We start from the raw sequence: 16,367 nt of genomic DNA, 5'->3' as shown, positions 1-16,367 counted from the left end.
GGAGTACGTCTGTGAAACTGCTGCGTGTCGGACCCGCCGGAGCGGAAGCTCCGGCCCTGCTGGACGGCGACGGAATCCTGCGCGACCTGTCCGGCGTCGTGCCCGACATCGACGGCGCACTCCTCGCCGACGATGCCGCGCTCGCGCGGATAGCCGCGGCCGCGGCGGACGGATCCCTGCCCCGGCTGGACGCCGCCCTGCGCGTCGGCCCGCCGCTCGCCCGCATCGGCAAGATCGTCTGCATCGGTCTCAACTACCACGACCACGCGGCGGAGACCGGCGCAGCGATCCCGGCCGAGCCGATCGTCTTCATGAAGGCCCCGGACACGGTCGTCGGTCCCGACGACACCGTCCTGGTGCCGCGCGGCAGCGTGAAGACCGACTGGGAGGTCGAGCTCGCCATCGTCATCGGCCGCGAGCTCCGGTACGCCGCGTCCCACGAGGAAGCGCTGGCCGCGGTGGCCGGCTACGCCCTCTCCCACGACGTCTCGGAGCGCGAGTTCCAGATCGAGCGCGGCGGCCAGTGGGACAAGGGCAAGAACTGCGAGACCTTCAACCCCATCGGCCCCTGGTTCGTCACCGCCGACGAAGTCCCCGACCCCCAGGCCCTGGGCCTGCGCCTCTGGGTCAACGGCGAACCGAAGCAGGCCGGTTCCACCGCGGACCAGATCTTCCCGGTGGCAGAGGTCGTCCGCTACCTGAGCCAGTTCATGGCGCTGTACCCGGGCGACGTGATCAACACGGGGACACCGGCGGGGGTGGCGATGGGCCAGCCGGATCCCAAGCCGTATTTGAGGGCGGGGGATGTGGTGGAACTGGAGATCGACGGCTTGGGCCGCCAACGCCAGGTCCTGGCGGACGCGTAACGCCTGCCGGCGGGGGTGCGGGTACGTCGGCGCCCGCCCCGCCGTTGCGCCTGCGGCGGGCTTTCGCCCACCCACGCGCCCTTGTGCCCTCCGGCACGGGGTGCGGCCCGCGCGGGCCGGTTTGTGCCTGCGGCGGGGGTGCGGGTACGTCGGCGCCCGCGCCACCGTTGCGCCCGCGGCGGGCTTTCTCCACCCACCCGCCCAATGCCGTCACAGATGCACGCGCGTCGGCACCCGCGGACGTGAGGGGGCGGGGCCGGAGGGTCGGGGACGGATGCGCGGCGTCGGCACCGCGGGCGTATGGGGGGACGGGAGACCGATGTGCGTGCGTCGGCACCCGTGGGGGAGGGCGGGGGACGGATGCAGGCGTGTTGGCACCCGCTGCGCCCCGCGCCGGGCGTTGCCCACGACTCGCGCTTCCGTGGACGGGTGTCCGTGACGTGAGGGGGACGGGGCCGCAGGGGGAGGGGTCCGAAATGCTGCCGTGTATGTGTGAGCCGCTGGGGGCACCCCCGGCCGAAGGTTGGGGGATCGTAAATATACGATTTCGGACCCCTCCCCCGGAGGGCCCGGCCCCCGACCGACCCACAACGAACCGCCCGCTACCCCCGCACCATGCGCGACAACGCCTCCACCACCAGCGCATGATCCTCCGACTGCGGCAACCCCGACACCGCCGCCGTCCCGACGATCCCCACCCCCGCCACACGCAGCGGCACCGCGCCCCCGTGGGCGGCGTACAGGTCCGGGTCCAGGCGGGAGGATTCCTCGAAGGTGGTGCCCTTGGCGCGGAAGCGGGCGCCGACGAGGTACGACGACGCGCCGTAGCGCTCCGCCACGCGGGACTTGCGGGCGAGCCAGGCGTCGTTGTCCGGGGAGGTGCCGTCCAGTGCGTAGTGGAAGAGTTGCTGGCTACCGCGACGGATGTCGATCGTCACGGGGGCCTTGCGCTCCCGCGCCAGCTCCACCAGCAGCGACCCCAGCCGCCACGCGTCGTCGTTGCTGAACCCCTGAAGGACGAGGTCGCGTTCCTGCGCTTCGAGTTCAGCGACGAGATCACTGGGAGTGCTCATGAGCGCGCCTCCAGTTCCACCGTGCGGCCCTCGCGGGCGGAGAGCCGGGCCGCCTCCAGGACTTCGAGGGCGGCGGCCGCCTCCAGGGCGGTGACCGGCGGGGCCGAACCGTCGCGGAGGGCCGCGGCGACCGCCGCGTAGTAGGCGGGGTAGTCGCCCGGCAGGGTCGGGACGGGGCGAACGGAGTCGCCGGCCCCGAGGGTGCCCCAGTCGGACTCCGGCTCGACGCCCCAGTCGCCGTCGGCGGTGCCGGGCCGCAGGCCGTCGCGGAGGGCGGCCTCCTGCGGGTCGAGGCCGTACTTGACGTAGCCGGCGGTGCTGCCGAGTGCCCGGAAGCGGGGGCCGAGCTGGGCGGTGGTGGCGCTGGCCCACAGGTGGGAGCGGACGCCGCCGGCGTGGGTGATCGCGATGAACGTGTCGTCGTCGACCTCGGCGCCGGGGCGGCGGACGTCGGACTCGGCGTAGACGCGGACGGCCGGGCCGAAGAGCGTCAGGGCCTGGTCGACGAGGTGGCTGCCGAGGTCGTAGAGGAGCCCGCCGATCTCGGCGGGGTCGTCCGACTCGCGCCAGCCGCCCTTGGGCTGCGGCCGCCACCGCTCGAAGCGGGACTCGAAGCGCTGCACGGTGCCGAGCTCGCCGCTGTCCACGAGGTGGCGCAGGGTGCGGAAGTCGTTGTCCCAGCGGCGGTTCTGGAAGACGGAGAGCAGCAGGCCGCGGTCCTTGGCGAGGGCGGCCAGTTCGTAGGCCTCGGCGGCGGTGCCGGCGAGCGGCTTGTCGACGACGACGGGCACCCCGGCCTGGAGGGCGGCGGTCGCGAGCGGCACGTGGGTGCGGTTGGGGGAGGCGAGCACCACGAGGTCGACGGGGTCGCCGGTCCACAGTTCGTCGGGGGAGGCGGCGAACCGGACGTCGGGGTGCTCGGCGCGGGCCTGCTCGCGGCGCTCGGGGTTCGAGGTGACGACCGTGTCGAGGACCAGGCCGTCGGTGGCGGCGATGAGCGGGGCGTGGAAGACGGAGCCGGCCAGGCCGTAGCCGACCAGTCCGACGCGGAGGGGGGTGGCGGGACTACTCATGCCCTCCACTTTCGCAACAGTGTTGCCAAAGAGCAAGCACTGGGGACAATGGAGGGGTGAACAGGGGAATCTCAGGGGCGAATCTGCCCGCGCTGCGGCACCACAACGCCGCTCTGGTGCTCGATCTGCTGCGCGCCGCCACCCGGCACGGGACCGGCGGCATCAGCCGGCTGGAGCTCGCCGAGCGCACCGGGCTCACCCCGCAGGCGGTCAGCAAGATCACCGCGCGGCTGCGGGCCGAGGGGCTGGCCGAGGAGTCGGGGCGGCAGGCGTCGACCGGCGGCAAGCCGCGGACCGAGCTGCGGCTGGTGCGCCGGGCGCGGTACGCGGCCGGGGTGCATCTGGACCGTGACGAGCTGACCGTCGTCCTCGCCGACCTGTCGGGCGAGCGGGTGCGGGCCCGCACCTCCCGGCTCGACTTCGGCCGCCCCGCCGGGGAGGTGCTGGAGGCGGTGGCGCGCGAGGTGCGGGCGCTGGACGCCGGCCCCGCCATCCTCGGCGTCGGCGTCGCGGCTCCCGGGCCGCTCGACCACGCCTCGGGCGTCCTGCACCGTGTCACCGGCTTCCCGGACTGGGACGGCTTCCCGCTGCGCGACGCGCTGGAGCGGCGGCTCGGGCTGCGGGTCGTCGTCGACAAGGACACCAACGCGGCGGCGCTCGCGGTCCTCGGGCAGGACGCGGGGGACGGATCGTTCGCGTATCTGCATCTGGGGACCGGGCTGGGCGCCGGGCTGGTGCTGGACGGCGCCGTCTTCCGCGGCGAGCGCACCGGCGCGGGCGAATTCGGGCACCAGGTCGTGCAGTTGGACGGTCCGGTGTGCGGTTGCGGCAACCGCGGCTGCATCGAGGCGATGTGCCTGGCCGCGGTCGACCGCGGTGACTCGGCGGGCGCCGCGTACCTGCTGGGCGTCGGTGCGGCCAACCTCGTCTCGCTGCTGGACATCGACCGGGTGGTGCTCGGCGGGCGCACCGTACTGGCCGACGAGACGCTGTTCCGGCAGGAGGTCGCGGCGGTGCTGACCGAGCGCACGGCCCGGTCCGCGGGGCGCACGGTGCCGGTCTCGGTGGCCCCCGGCGGGACGCGGGTGGTGGCCGACGGCGCGGCGCTGCTCGTGCTGGCCTCGGTGTTCGGCGGCGCCGCACTCGGCTGACGGGCAGGCGGACCGCCGCTGTTCTGCGAGGATCGGTCCCGTGACAGATCCACATGCCCCGATCCGGTCCGGCATTCCCGAGCACGGCCGGGTGCCCAAGTACTACGCCGTGAAGACCCGGCTGGAGGCCGTGCTCGACGAGCTCGGCGAGGGCGGACTGCTGCCGACCGAGCGGGAGTTGGCGGCCACGTTCGAGGTGGCGCGGGAGACCGTGCGGCAGGCGCTGCGCGAGCTGCTGATCCAGGGCCGGGTGCGGCGCAAGGGGCGGGGCACGGTGGTGGCCGGGCCGAAGCTGGAGCAGCCGCTGTCGCTGGCGAGCTACACCGAGGGCGTCCGGCGGCAGGGCCGGGTCCCGAGCCGCCATCTGATCACTCTGGAGCGGCTGGCGGCGGACGCGGTGCTGGCGCGCGAGTTGCAGATCGCGGCCGGTGACGAGGTCTGGCACATGGAGCGGGTGCTGCTCGCCGACGAGGAACGGGTCGGTCTGGAGAGCACCTATCTGTCGGTGGCCCGACTGCCGCACCTGGAACGGGACTTCGCCCCCGACTCGTCCTTCTACGTGTATCTGCGCGACAAGGCCGGACTGGAACTGATGTCGGCCGACGAGCGGATCGAGACGGTGCTCGCGACGCCGCGCGAGGCGCTGCTGATCGGTACGCCGCCCGCGCTGCCGATGCTGCTGCTGCACCGGACGAGCCGGGACGGCGGGGGAGTGCCGGTCGAGCGGGTGCGCTCGCTCTACCGCGGCGACCGGTTCAGTTTCACCACGCAGATGTCCAAGAAGTAGCCGGGCCGACGGGAGGCTGTGCGAAGGATTTCCATCACGAAACGGTAACGGGTCTAGTCCAAGCGTTGCTGGGCTGTTCACCATCGGTTCATGCATGAGATACGTACGCTTCCGAAGGCCCGAGCACCTTTGGGCCCCATGAGAGTCCTGATCGTCGGCGCCGGTGCGCTCGGCACGATGCACGCCTGGCAAGCCGTCCACCGCGGCCATGAGGTCGTCCACCTGGAGCGCGAGCGGGAGGCCCGCGGCGCCTCCGTACGCAACTTCGGCCTGGTGTGGGTCGGTGGCCGGTCGGCCGGCGAGGAGCTGGAGACCGCGCTGCGGGCCCGTGAGCTGTGGGAGGACATCGGTGCCCGGGTGCCGGGCACCGGCTTCCGCGCCAACGGCTCGCTCACCGTGGTCCGCACCGCGGCCGAGAAGGCCGTCGTGGACGAGGTCATCGCCCGCCCCGACGCCGCCGAGCGCGGCTTCAAGTGGCTGGACGCCGCGGCCGCCCGGGACCACAACCCGGCGCTGCGCGGCGACATCACCGGGGCGCTGCTGTGCGAGCGGGACGCCGCCGTCGAGTCCCGGGTCGCGCTGCCCGCGCTGCGCGAGTACCTGGCGGCGACCGGCCACTACACGTTCCTCCCCGGCCGCGAGGTCCGCGAGGTCGGGCCCGGCACGGTCCGCGACGACCACGGCGAGGTGCACCGGGGCGACAGCGTCGTCCTGGCCACCGGGGCCTGGCTGTCCGGGCTGGTGCGCGAGCTCGCCCCCGAACTGCCGGTCCGCCGGGTGCGGTTGCAGATGGCGCAGACCGATCCGCTCGGCGAGCCGCTGACCACCTCGGTCGCCGACGCCGACAGCTTCCGCTACTACCCGGCCTACGAGGGCGACGCGCTCGACGCGCTGCGCGCCGGACAGCCGCAGCCGCCGGTGGCCGCCGCGCACAAGATGCAGCTGCTGATGGTCCAGCGCCTCGACGGCGGACTGACCATCGGCGACACCCACGAGTACGACGAGACGTTCAACTTCGACGTCGTCGAGGACCCGTACGACCACCTGCTGGAGCGGGCCGGGCAGCTGCTCGGCCGGCCGCTGCCGCGCATCAGGCGCCGCTGGGCCGGGGTGTACGCGCAGTGCGTGGACACCGCACATGTGGTGCACCGGCAGGAAGTACTGGACGGAGTGTGGCTGGTCACCGGGCCCGGCGGGCGCGGCATGACCTGTTCCCCGGCGATCGGTGAGACGACCGCCGACGCGCTGGGCTGGTGAGGGAAACGATGACCGACAGGACGGACACCATGACGGACGGCAGCATCAAACTGGTCGTGCTCGACATGGCCGGGACCACGGTCGCCGACGGCGGCCTTGTGGAACAGGCCTTCTCCCGCGCCGCCGAACGGCTCGGGGTGGAGCCGGGCAGCGACGACCACGCGAAGAAGCTCGACTACGTCCGCGCGACGATGGGCGAGTCGAAGATCACCGTCTTCCGCGCGCTCTTCGGCGACGAGGACATCGCCCAGCGCGGCAACGCGGCGTTCGAGAGCGCCTACGCGGAACTCGTCGACGGCGGCCGCTGCGCGCCGCTGCCCGGCGCCGCCGAGACGATCGGGAAGCTGCGGGACGAGGGCCGCACGGTCGTGCTGACCACCGGCTTCTCGCGCGTCACCCAGGACGCGATCCTGGACGCGCTCGGCTGGCAGGACATCGCCGACCTCACCCTGTGCCCGGCCGACGCCGGGCGCGGGCGCCCGTTCCCCGACCTGGTGCTCGCCGCACTGCTGCGCACCGGGGCGGCCGACGACGTACGGGAGATCGCCGTCGCGGGCGACACCTCGTACGACATGCTCTGCGGCCGCCGCTCCGGCGCCTCGGTGGTCGCCGGCGTGCTGACCGGCGCGCACGACGAGGCTGCGCTGCGCGGCGCCGGGGCGACCCATGTCCTGGCCTCCGTCGCGGAACTCCCGCGGACGATCACCGGGTTCACCGGGTTCGCCGCGGCCGACGGGTTCGGCGCGGCCGCCGGGGCGGGGCAGCAGCGATGAGTACGGAGCCGGGCGGGCCCGAGGCGGTCCCGACGTCGCGCGCGGTGCGCAGCGGCATTCGTTTCGACCACGTGAGCGTCACGTACGGGGACCTGACGGTGCTCGACGCGCTCGACCTCACCGTCGAGCCGGGCGAGGTCCTCGCCCTCCTCGGCCCGTCCGGCTCCGGCAAGACCACCGCGCTGCGGGCGGTCGCCGGCTTCGTGCGGCCGTCCGGCGGGCGGGTGCTGATCGGCGGGCAGGACGTCACCGATCTGCCGCCGCACCGGCGCGGCATCGGGATGGTCGTCCAGCAGTACGCCCTCTTCCCGCACCTGCGCGTCGACCAGAACGTCGCGTTCGGCCTCAAAGCGCAGCGCACGCCACGCGCCGCGATACCCGGCCGGGTCGCGGAAGCGCTGGAGATGACGGGGATGGCCGGCTACGCCCGGCGCTATCCGCGCGAACTCTCCGGCGGTCAGCAGCAGCGCGTCGCGATCGCCCGCGCACTGGCCATCCGGCCCGGCGTCCTGCTGCTCGACGAGCCGCTGTCGGCGCTCGACGCGCAGCTGCGCTCGGGCATGCTCGCCGAGCTGGCGCGGCTGCACCGCGAACTGCCCGACGTCTCCATCCTGTACGTCACCCACGACCAGATCGAGGCGCTCACCCTCGCCGACCGGATCGCGGTCATGGACAAGGCGCGGCTGCAGGACTGCGGCACCCCGCAGGACCTCTACCGCCGCCCGCGCACCGAGTTCACCGCCTCCTTCGTCGGCAGCGCGAACCTGCTGCCGGTCCGGGTCGCGGGGGAGGGGGCGCTGCACTTCGGCGACGCGGTGGTGCGCGCCGCCGAGCTCCCGAAGGGCGCGGTCGAGGGTGCCGAGGCCACGATGTGCGTCCGCCCGCACGCCCTGCGGCTGGCCGCCGCGGGCGCGGCCGGCGGCGCGGCCAACTCGCTGCGCGGCACGGTGACGGGCGTGCAGTGGCGCGGTTCGACCCACCGGCTGCTCGTCGACGCCGGCGGCCACGAGATCCGCGCGGACGTCGGCGACCTGCGGCAGCCGCCGGCGGTCGGGGCGACGGTGACGCTCGCCTTCGACCCCGAGGACACGGTGCTCCTGCCGGCCGGTGTCGGCACGGAGCGACCGCTCCTGGAGCGGGTATGAGTACCGGGACCGTGCGGACGCCGGACCTCGCGGCACCCGTGCCCCGTCCGGCACGGACACCGCGCGCGGTGCCCCGCTGGGTCTGGGCGCTGCCGCCCGTGACCGGGCTGGCGCTGGCGTTCCTGTACCCGCTCGTGCTGGTCGTCCAGCAGTCGTTCACCCCGGACACCGGCGGGCACGATCTGTCCGCGTACCGCGAGGTGTTCGCCTCGACGGGTTTCCGCGAGGCGCTGTGGACGACGGTCTGGATCGCGGTCGGCTCCACCGTGGGCTGCCTGGTGCTGGGCTTCGCGCTGGCCCTCGTGATCGCCTTCGTACCGTTCCCCGGCGGGAAGGCGCTCAGCCGGTTCATCGACATCTTCCTCGCCTTCCCGTCCTTCCTGATCACGCTCGCGCTGCTCTTCGTCTACGGCACGGTCGGCATGGCGAACGGCCTGTGGACGGATGCGACGGGCGCGGCGGGCGGACCCGTCGACTTCCTGCACACGCCCTGGGGCGTGCTGCTCGCGGAGATCACGTACTTCACACCGTTCGTGATGCGGCCGCTGCTCGCCGCCTTCTCGCAGGTGGACACCGCGCAGATCGAGGTCGCGTCCTCGCTGGGCGCGAAGGCGCCGCGGATCGTCCGGCAGGTGATCGTGCCGGAGGCGCTGCCGTCGCTCGCGGCGGGCGGCAGCCTGGTGCTGGTGATGTGCCTGAACGAGTTCGGCATCGTGCTCTTCACCGGTGCGAAGGACGTCACCACGCTGCCGATGCTCGTCTACAGCAAGGCGATCCTGGAGTCGGACTACACCGGCGCCTGTGTCGTCGCGGTCGTGAACATCGCCCTGTCGGTCGCCCTCTACGGGCTGTACCGCGCCGTCGTCGCCCGAACAGCCGCCGGAGGCCGTCGTGCTGGTGCATAGCCGCAGTGGCCGCTGGGCCGTGTGGACCGTCTTCTTCGTCCTGTTCCTGCCGCTGTTCGCGCTGCCGTTCGCGGTGATCGCGCTGGCGTCCTTCGCTACGCACTGGAGCGGGGCCTTCCCCTCCGGCGCGACCCTCACCCACTACCAGGACATCACCCGCGGCGAGTCGCTGGACGCGCTCACCACCAGCCTGGTCACCGCGCTGGCCGCGAGCGTGCTGGCCCTGGTGGTCGGCGGCTGGGCGGCGCTGGCCGCCGACGCGCTGCGCGGTCGCGGCCGCAGGCTGCTGGACGCGCTGTTCATGCTGCCGGTGGCGGTGCCGTCGGTGGTGGTCGGGCTGTCCCTGCTGGTGGCGTTCTCGAAGCCGCCGCTGCTGCTCAACGGCACCCGCGGCATCGTCGTCCTGGCCCATACGTTGCTGGTCACGGCCTTCGCGTACCAGTCCGTCGCGGCGGCCGTCGCCCGGCTCGACCCGGCCTACGAGCAGAGCGCCGCGAGCCTGGGCGCCCGCCCCGCGTATGTGCTGTGGCGGGTGAAACTGCCGTTGCTGCTGCCGTCCCTGACCGCGGCGGCCGGCCTCTGCTTCGCCCTGTCCATGGGCGAGTTGAGCGCCACGATGATGCTCTACCCACCCGACTGGCTGCCGCTGCCGGTCAAGATCTTCGGTGCCACCGACCGGGGCTCGCTCTTCTCCGGAGCCGCCCTCGCCGTGGTGCTGATGGTGACGACGCTCGTCGTCCTGCTCGGCGTGAGCCGGATCCGCACCAGGGCCGCCTACCGCTGACGTCCCGCACCACCCCCCGCGATTCCGTTACCCAGCAAGGAGATCGATCTGCCATGCCCGCACACAGTCTCAAGCCGCTCGCCGCCGTCGCCGGCGCCCTGGTCCTCGCCGGTTCGCTCACCGCCTGCGGCGGTTCCTCGGCCGCGAGCGACGCCAAGGAGATCACCGTCTACAGCGCCGACGGCCTCAAGGCCGACGACGGCTCCGGCTTCTACGACAAGGTCTTCAAGGACTTCACCGCGAAGACCGGCATCAAGGTGAAGTACGTCGAGGGCGGCTCCGGCGAGATGGTGCAGCGGCTGGCCCGGGAGAAGTCCAACACCCAGGCCGACGTCGTCGTCACCCTGCCGCCGTTCATCCAGCAGGCCGACAGCAAGGGACTGCTGGACACCTACAAGCCGGCTGGCTCCGACCAGGTCGCCGCCGCCGACAAGGACGCCGGCGGCAAGTGGACCTCGGTCGTCAACAACTACTTCTGCTTCATCTACAACACCAAGGAACTGAAGCAGGCCCCCAAGACCTGGGACGACCTGCTCGGCGCCCAGTACAAGGGCAAGCTGCAGTACTCCACGCCGGGCGTCGCCGGCGACGGCACGGCCGTCGTCATCAAGGCGATCCACGACTTCGGTGGCCTGGAGCCGGCGATGGCGTACCTGAAGAAGCTGCAGACCAACAACGTCGGACCGTCGAAGTCGACGGGCGCGCTCGCGCCCAAGGTCGACAAGGGTGAACTGGTCGTCGCCAACGGCGATGTGCAGATGAACTACGCCGACATGAAGTCCATGCCGAACCAGGGCATCTTCTTCCCCGCCGCGAACGCCACCGGCAAGCCCACCAGCTTCGCGCTCCCGTACGCGGCCGGCCTGGTCAAGGACGCCCCGCACACGGAGAACGGCAAGAAGCTGCTGGACTTCCTGCTCACCCCCGAGGTGCAGCAGGAGGTGTCCTCGGTCGGCGGCGGCTTCCCGGCCCGCACCGATGTGACGGCGACGGACGCGAACGCGGCGAAGCTGAAGGCGATCATGTCCGGCGTCGAGATCTTCACGCCAGACTGGGCCACCGTGAACACCGACCTGGCCTCGTACGTCGACGCCTGGAAGAAGGCGACCGGCAGCTGATCAGCGGATGAGACGGCCGGGGCGTACACGGTGCGCCCCGGCTACGCTGGGCAGCGCAGAGCCGCTCACCAGGACAGGAGAACACGCCCGTGTCGACACGCAAGCCGATCGAATCCTGGCTCACCGACATGGACGGGGTGCTGATCCACGAGGGCACGCCGATCCCCGGCGCCGACGCCTTCATCAAGCGGCTGCGGGAGTCCGGCAAGCCGTTCCTGGTGCTGACGAACAACTCCATCTACACCGCCCGTGACCTGCACGCCAGGCTGTCGCGGATGGGTCTCGACGTACCGGTCGAGAACATCTGGACCTCGGCGCTGGCCACCGCGAAGTTCCTCGACGACCAGCGCCCCGGCGGTACGGCGTACGCGATCGGCGAGGCCGGTCTGACCACCGCGCTGCACGACGTCGGCTACATCCTCACCGACGTCGAGCCCGACTACGTGGTGCTGGGCGAGACCCGCACCTACAGCTTCGAGGCGCTCACCAAGGCGATCCGGCTCATCAACGGCGGTGCGCGCTTCATCTGCACCAACCCGGACGAGACCGGCCCGTCGGCCGAGGGCCCGCTGCCCGCCACCGGCTCGGTGGCCGCGCTGATCACCAAGGCCACCGGCAAGGATCCGTACTTCGTCGGCAAGCCCAACCCGCTGATGATGCGCGCCGGGCTGAACGCGATCGGTGTGCACTCCGAGACCAGCGCGATGATCGGCGACCGGATGGACACCGATGTGCTCGCCGGGCTGGAGTCCGGCATGGAGACCTTCCTGGTGCTGACCGGTCTGACGTCGAAGGCCGACATCGACAAGTACCCGTTCCGGCCGTCGCGGGTCGTGAACTCGATCGCGGACCTCGTCGACGAGATCTGAGCGCTCGCACTGTGTGTGACCGGCACCCCCTGATGGCGTAACCAAACGCCGTCCGGGGTGCGGCGGAACCCTCCTGGATGGATGTTCGAAGCACCGGGTACCGCTGGCCGTACCCGGCCGAGCGGAGGTTCCCCCGATGCTAGATATCCGACGACCGGCTGCTGCCGGTGCGGCCGTACTGTTCCTGCTCAGTGGCGCTGTCCCGGCATTCGCCGACAACGAGAGTTCGGCGTCGGCCTCGGGGACGGTGACCGTCACCCCCGGCAAGACCTGGGCGGGCGCGGTCATCACACTGCACGTGAAGAGCGCCTGCCGGTCGGCGAAGGCCAAGGCCAGCGCCGAGGTCTTCGTGAGCCCGGTGACGCTGGCACCGCCGGTCGACGGCCAGGACGGACTGGTCAGTGACGCGTCCATCCGGTCCGACGCGGTGGCGGGCACCTACTCCGTCTCCGTCGAGTGCGACGGCAACACCCACGCCGCCCAGGGCACCGTGGTCATCATCAACCAGGTCGCGCCCGTCACCCCCGTGAAGCCCGAACCGCTCTGGCCGACGGCCCCGGTTCCGGCGGGCGGCGGTGGAACCGCGCAACTGGCGGCCGGCCCGGCCGAGGCCGGTCCCGGCACCGACTCGGTGCTGGCGGTCGGCGGCGCGGCGGCGGCATCGCTCGCGGCCGTGGCGGTGTACCGCCGACGCCGCCACGGTTAGGCCGCGGTGCCCGACGAGGAACGCACGTCCATCAGCGGCCGCACCTGGGCCGCGGTGGCGATGGGGCTGGTGCTCTTCGCCGCCTGGCTGATGGGCCACCCCGGCGACGGGGTGGACCCGGCCGGCCCCGGCGGACAGCCGGCGGCCGGCTCCGCCGACCGGCCGCCGCAGGTCTACGCCCCGCACCTCCCGCTGGCGGACTCCAAACCGGTGCGGGTGGACATCGCGTCGATCGGGCTGCACGCCGGGATCGTCGAACGGGGCCTGCTGAACGGTGCGGTGGACCCGCCGCCGTACAGCACCCCGGACGTCGCCGGCTGGTTCCGCGGCGGTCCGGCGCCGGGCGCGGCGGGCGCGGCGCTGCTCGTCGGCCATGTCGACACCGAGACCAGGCCCGCGGTCTTCTACGGGCTGAGCACGGTGACGCCGGGCGCGGAGGTGGAGATCCAGCGGGCGGACGGCTCCGTCGCGGAGTTCACCGTCGAAGGCGTCGAGGTCGTCGACAAGGACCACTTCTCCGCGGACCGGGTCTATGGGGCGGGCACCCGGCCGGAGCTGCGGCTGATCACCTGCGGCGGCACGTTCGACCAGGAGAAGCGCGCGTACTCGGCGAACGTGGTCGTCTTCGCGGCGCTGACCGGATCACATCAGGACTGACCGCCGCCGCACGTTTTTTGGCGCCCGGCCGGCGACCCGCTCCCCCCGGAGCCGCCGGCCGGGCGCACCTCACCCTCGGGCGCCTGGACTGCGGGAGTGGTCCGGCGCGGCCGGGGGAGGCTGGGGGAGCCCTGGGGCGGAGTCGTCGGCGGCATCGGCCGCGGCGGCGGGAAGCAGGGCACGGAAGCGGATCAGGACCGCTCCGTCGGTGGCGTGGTGCACCTGCACACCGTCGATCCGCGCCCCGTTCTCGGTGGGGTGGGCGAGTTGCTGGCACAGGGCGGTCGCGGCGTACGAATGCGGTGGGTCGGGCGGGACCGTGAGCGGTTTGTCGTAGCCGTAATCGGTCACCGAGACCGTGCACCGCGCCCCGTCCACGCCCAGGGTCACGCGGTACCGGTGCGCGAGCCCGTGGTCGACGACATAACCGCACGCCAAGGTGATCGCGGCGGCCAGTTGCGCGCTGACCTGCCCGTACGGCCCCAGGGTGTCGAGCGCGGCGCACGTCATCCTGGCGGCCAGCTCATCGCTCCCCGGGGTGCGGTGCAGCGAGAACGTCCAGGAGACATCGAGGGTCGATCGCCGCGGGTCGGAGAGGGGGAGTCGCGAGATCGCCGCAAGCTTCGCCATGACGCCGGTCCACGTCCTGCAGAGTTGGAGGCACTTGAGCCCAGCCGGGCTCCGCCTGGAGCGGGGCCGGGGTCCAGGGCCACGTAGTAACCCTAGAACAGGCGAACGCCTTGCCGCTAGGGCCACTTGACGACACGTCATGGAGTGGGTACTCAGTGCGATGCTTCCAGCCACGCGAGGGGGAGGCGCCGGCGGTGTCCCCGGTAGCGCCTCAGAGCGGCTGCGTCGGGGGCCGGGCGGGCGCGAGCAGCAGGAGGACCACGTCGTCGCCGAGGGAGCCGCCCGCGTGCCGCAGCAGGTCGGCGTAGACGCGCTCGACGGCCGCCTCCAGGTTCTGGGCCAGACCCGCCACCAGTGACCCGACCCGTTCGGCGAGGGGGTAGAAGGAGCCGTCCACCGGGCTGCGGGCCTCGATCACCCCGTCCGTGCAGAGCACGAGCACGTCCTCGCCGCCGAGCGGTGCCCGCCAGGGCACGGCTGCGCCTTTGACCAGCCGGCCCAGGCCCAGCGGCACCCAGGGGTCCGGCGGGTTCAGCGTCGTCACCGTTCCGTCCGGGGAGATGCGCAGCGGTGCCACATGGCCGTAGTGCAGGAACTCGACGGAGCCGGGGCCGTCGAACTCGGCGAAGAGGGCGGTGGCGAACTCGCCGGAGACGACATGGCGCTGCACGCTCGCCTCGACGCGCTGCGCGACGCGGGTCAGTCCACCCTCGTCGTAGGCGGCCTCGCGGAAGGCGCCGAGCACGACCGCCGAGGTCTGGACGGCGTCCAGACCCTTGCCGCGGACGTCGCCGATGAGCGCGCGCACGCCGTGCGGGGTGTCCAGGACGGAGTACAGGTCGCCGCCGATCTGGGCCGCGTCCGCCGCCGAGACGTACCGGACGGCGAGCCGGACGTCACCGACCCGGTCCCCGGGGGGCCGCAGCAGGGCGCGCTGGGCGGCCTCGGCGACCGAGGTGATCGCGGTGAAGGCCCGCTGGCCGGTCTCGCGCCGCCAGGCGATGTAGGCGCTGAACAGGCTGACCACCACATAGGTGGCGAGCTGGCCGGTGAGCAGCACCCAGTCGCGGCCCTGGACGACTCCGTTGTACGGCGCGAGCGCCGTCTGCGCGGCGAGGCCGAGGACGGCGATGAGCAGGGTGCGCCGCCAGGTCGTCGTGATGGAGGCCAGCGCCGGGGCCACCACCATTCCGGGCCCGATGTAGTGGTCCCGGCCGGCCGCCAGGTCCGCCGCCGAGACGACCGCGATGGCCAGCAGGGGCAGCCCCATGCCCTGGCGGGCGAGGACGGCGGATTCCAGGGACCGCAGTGCTCCGACGATCCGAGCATTTGTCACATATCGAACTTACCGGTTGGACTCAGTCGGGGCCGGGTCGGGTCAGATGGTCGTCCAGCTCGTCGAGGACCAGCTGATCGCCGCGCACCTGACCGGTGCGGTACGCGGCCCGCCCCACCATGTGCGCCGCCACCGGGACGGTCATCAGCTGAAACGCCCCGATCAGCACCAGGGTGCCCACGTCCACCCAGGACCGCAGCCGCAGGGCCACCCCCACCAGCACCAGCAGCAGACCCAGGACCTGCGGCTTGGTCGCCGCGTGCATCCGGGTGAGGGTGTCGGGCAGCCGCAGCAGTCCGACCCCGGCCACGAAGCAGAGCGCGGCGCCGAGCAGCAGGAAGACCGCGGCGGTCCAGTCGCACACGGAACCCCAGTCCAGGACGGTCATGACGAGTCCTTGTCCCGGAGAGCGATGAAGCGGGCGATCGCGACCGAGCCGGTGAAGCCGAGGAAGGCCAGCACCAGCAGGACCGGGAGCGCGTACGGGGTGCGGTCGGCCGCCGCCTGCGCGCCGAGGCCGGCGACGACCACGGCCAGCAGCGCGTCCACCGCCACCGCCCGGTCGAGCATCGACGGACCGCGCACCAGCCGGACGAAGACCATCACACCGGCCGCGATCAGCAGCCCCAGGACGGCAGCGGTGACCCATCTCACGACGTGCCCCCCGCATCGAGCGACGCGATCTCCGCGCGGGTGCCGAAGGCGCGCACCACCAGCGTCTCCAGCCGGCGTACCCCGTCCCTGGCCTCCTCGATGTCCGAGCCCATGACGTGCACGAACAGCGTCGCGGTGGACCGCTGGACCTCCAGCACGGCGCTGCCCGGCACCGCCGAGACGGCGATCGCGGTGGCCGCCAGCATCAGGTCGCCCGAGCAGCGCAGCCGGACCGCCAGCACCGCGCAGGGCAGCGGGGCGGGGGTCAGGGTCTGCCAGGCCGTGCGCAGCCCCGAGACGGTCAGATCGACGAGGAAGAGCGCGGCGAACCGCACTAGGCCGACCGGGTGAATCCGCAGCCCCAGGTTGAGCGGCGGCAGCGGGAAGACCAGGCACAGCACGACCGCCACGACCAGGCCGGTGACGACGTTCGCGGCGGTGAGGCTGCCCCACAGCAGCACCCAGACGACGACGAGCCAGCCGACCAGCGGCCACTCGATCCCTCGCAGGGTGCGCACGGTCGAGATCCTCACAGAGCGGGGCCGTTCCGTGCGGGAGCCGCGACCTGTGAGGAACCTGTGCT

Annotated in this window: 19 protein-coding genes; 12 read left to right on the top strand and 7 right to left on the bottom strand. The window is 72.7% G+C overall.

Annotation, left to right across the window (positions count from 1 at the left end; genetic code table 11):
* The first annotated feature begins 11 nt into the window (after positions 1-11).
* A complete protein-coding gene (locus C8250_RS18160; protein WP_138356624.1) occupies positions 12-866 on the top strand; it encodes a fumarylacetoacetate hydrolase family protein in 855 nt (284 codons plus the stop codon).
* Between the two features lie 602 nt (positions 867-1,468).
* Here the strand turns inward: C8250_RS18160 and C8250_RS18155 are convergent.
* Both C8250_RS18155 and C8250_RS18150 read right to left on the bottom strand, forming a co-directional pair.
* A complete protein-coding gene (locus C8250_RS18155; protein ID WP_138358343.1) occupies positions 1,469-1,939 on the bottom strand; it encodes a heme-degrading domain-containing protein in 471 nt (156 codons plus the stop codon).
* Positions 1,936-3,012 (bottom strand): Gfo/Idh/MocA family oxidoreductase, encoded by a 1,077-nt coding sequence (locus tag C8250_RS18150; RefSeq protein WP_138358345.1) that lies wholly within the window; start codon positions 3,010-3,012, stop codon positions 1,936-1,938. The genes C8250_RS18155 and C8250_RS18150 overlap by 4 nt, the downstream gene beginning before the upstream one ends.
* Before the next feature lie 56 nt (positions 3,013-3,068).
* Between C8250_RS18150 and C8250_RS18145 the strand changes: the two genes are divergently transcribed.
* The 11 genes from C8250_RS18145 to C8250_RS18095 all read left to right on the top strand — a co-directional run bounded on the left by C8250_RS18145 (position 3,069) and on the right by C8250_RS18095 (position 13,164).
* Positions 3,069-4,163 carry an ROK family transcriptional regulator gene (locus tag C8250_RS18145; RefSeq protein ID WP_138358347.1) on the top strand — a complete coding sequence of 365 codons (1,095 nt, stop codon included), beginning with the start codon at positions 3,069-3,071 and terminating at the stop codon, positions 4,161-4,163.
* Positions 4,164-4,203: 40 nt separating this feature from the next.
* Positions 4,204-4,950 carry a GntR family transcriptional regulator gene (locus tag C8250_RS18140; RefSeq protein ID WP_244809194.1) on the top strand — a complete coding sequence of 249 codons (747 nt, stop codon included), beginning with the start codon at positions 4,204-4,206 and terminating at the stop codon, positions 4,948-4,950.
* 138 nt (positions 4,951-5,088) lie between these two features.
* A complete protein-coding gene (locus C8250_RS18135; protein ID WP_138358351.1) occupies positions 5,089-6,207 on the top strand; it encodes a TIGR03364 family FAD-dependent oxidoreductase in 1,119 nt (372 codons plus the stop codon).
* A gap of 8 nt (positions 6,208-6,215) precedes the next feature.
* Entirely contained in the window at positions 6,216-6,980 is a 765-nt protein-coding gene (locus tag C8250_RS18130; protein ID WP_244809193.1) for a phosphonatase-like hydrolase, read from the top strand.
* Positions 6,977-8,125: an ABC transporter ATP-binding protein gene (locus tag C8250_RS18125; protein WP_138358353.1), complete on the top strand. Its 1,149-nt coding sequence runs from the start codon at positions 6,977-6,979 to the stop codon at positions 8,123-8,125. The genes C8250_RS18130 and C8250_RS18125 overlap by 4 nt, the downstream gene beginning before the upstream one ends.
* Positions 8,122-9,030 (top strand): 2-aminoethylphosphonate ABC transporter permease subunit, encoded by a 909-nt coding sequence (locus C8250_RS18120; protein ID WP_138358355.1) that lies wholly within the window; start codon positions 8,122-8,124, stop codon positions 9,028-9,030. The genes C8250_RS18125 and C8250_RS18120 overlap by 4 nt, the downstream gene beginning before the upstream one ends.
* Positions 9,017-9,814 carry an ABC transporter permease subunit gene (locus tag C8250_RS18115; protein WP_138358357.1) on the top strand — a complete coding sequence of 266 codons (798 nt, stop codon included), beginning with the start codon at positions 9,017-9,019 and terminating at the stop codon, positions 9,812-9,814. The genes C8250_RS18120 and C8250_RS18115 overlap by 14 nt, the downstream gene beginning before the upstream one ends.
* A 53-nt stretch (positions 9,815-9,867) precedes the next feature.
* Positions 9,868-10,932: a 2-aminoethylphosphonate ABC transporter substrate-binding protein gene (locus tag C8250_RS18110; protein ID WP_138358359.1), complete on the top strand. Its 1,065-nt coding sequence runs from the start codon at positions 9,868-9,870 to the stop codon at positions 10,930-10,932.
* Between the two features lie 89 nt (positions 10,933-11,021).
* Positions 11,022-11,801 (top strand): HAD-IIA family hydrolase, encoded by a 780-nt coding sequence (locus tag C8250_RS18105; protein WP_138358361.1) that lies wholly within the window; start codon positions 11,022-11,024, stop codon positions 11,799-11,801.
* A 136-nt stretch (positions 11,802-11,937) separates the two neighbouring features.
* A complete protein-coding gene (locus C8250_RS18100; protein ID WP_138358363.1) occupies positions 11,938-12,507 on the top strand; it encodes a hypothetical protein in 570 nt (189 codons plus the stop codon).
* A 6-nt stretch (positions 12,508-12,513) separates the two neighbouring features.
* Positions 12,514-13,164, top strand: coding sequence for a class F sortase (locus C8250_RS18095; RefSeq protein WP_244809192.1), 651 nt, complete (start codon positions 12,514-12,516; stop codon positions 13,162-13,164).
* A 69-nt stretch (positions 13,165-13,233) separates the two neighbouring features.
* On the opposite strand, the gene C8250_RS18090 is transcribed toward C8250_RS18095, so the two are convergent.
* From C8250_RS18090 to C8250_RS18070, 5 genes are all read right to left on the bottom strand, one after another.
* Positions 13,234-13,794, bottom strand: a complete 561-nt coding sequence (locus C8250_RS18090; protein ID WP_138358365.1) for a hypothetical protein — start codon at positions 13,792-13,794, stop codon at positions 13,234-13,236.
* A 211-nt stretch (positions 13,795-14,005) separates the two neighbouring features.
* Complete coding sequence (locus tag C8250_RS18085) at positions 14,006-15,130, bottom strand: PP2C family protein-serine/threonine phosphatase (protein WP_138358367.1); 1,125 nt, start codon at positions 15,128-15,130, stop codon at positions 14,006-14,008.
* A 22-nt stretch (positions 15,131-15,152) separates the two neighbouring features.
* Positions 15,153-15,518 (bottom strand): monovalent cation/H(+) antiporter subunit G, encoded by a 366-nt coding sequence (gene mnhG, locus C8250_RS18080; RefSeq protein WP_138358369.1) that lies wholly within the window; start codon positions 15,516-15,518, stop codon positions 15,153-15,155.
* Complete coding sequence (locus C8250_RS18075; RefSeq protein ID WP_244809191.1) at positions 15,515-15,784, bottom strand: monovalent cation/H+ antiporter complex subunit F; 270 nt, start codon at positions 15,782-15,784, stop codon at positions 15,515-15,517. The genes mnhG and C8250_RS18075 overlap by 4 nt, the downstream gene beginning before the upstream one ends.
* Complete coding sequence (locus tag C8250_RS18070) at positions 15,781-16,302, bottom strand: Na+/H+ antiporter subunit E (protein ID WP_244809190.1); 522 nt, start codon at positions 16,300-16,302, stop codon at positions 15,781-15,783. Before C8250_RS18070 ends, C8250_RS18075 begins: the two co-directional genes overlap by 4 nt.
* Positions 16,303-16,367 lie beyond the last annotated feature (65 nt).

The organism is Streptomyces sp. So13.3, from assembly GCF_005860785.2.
GTDB classification, from domain to species: domain Bacteria; phylum Actinomycetota; class Actinomycetes; order Streptomycetales; family Streptomycetaceae; genus Actinacidiphila; species Actinacidiphila fildesensis.
This window is presented reverse-complemented; position numbering and strand designations above follow the sequence as displayed.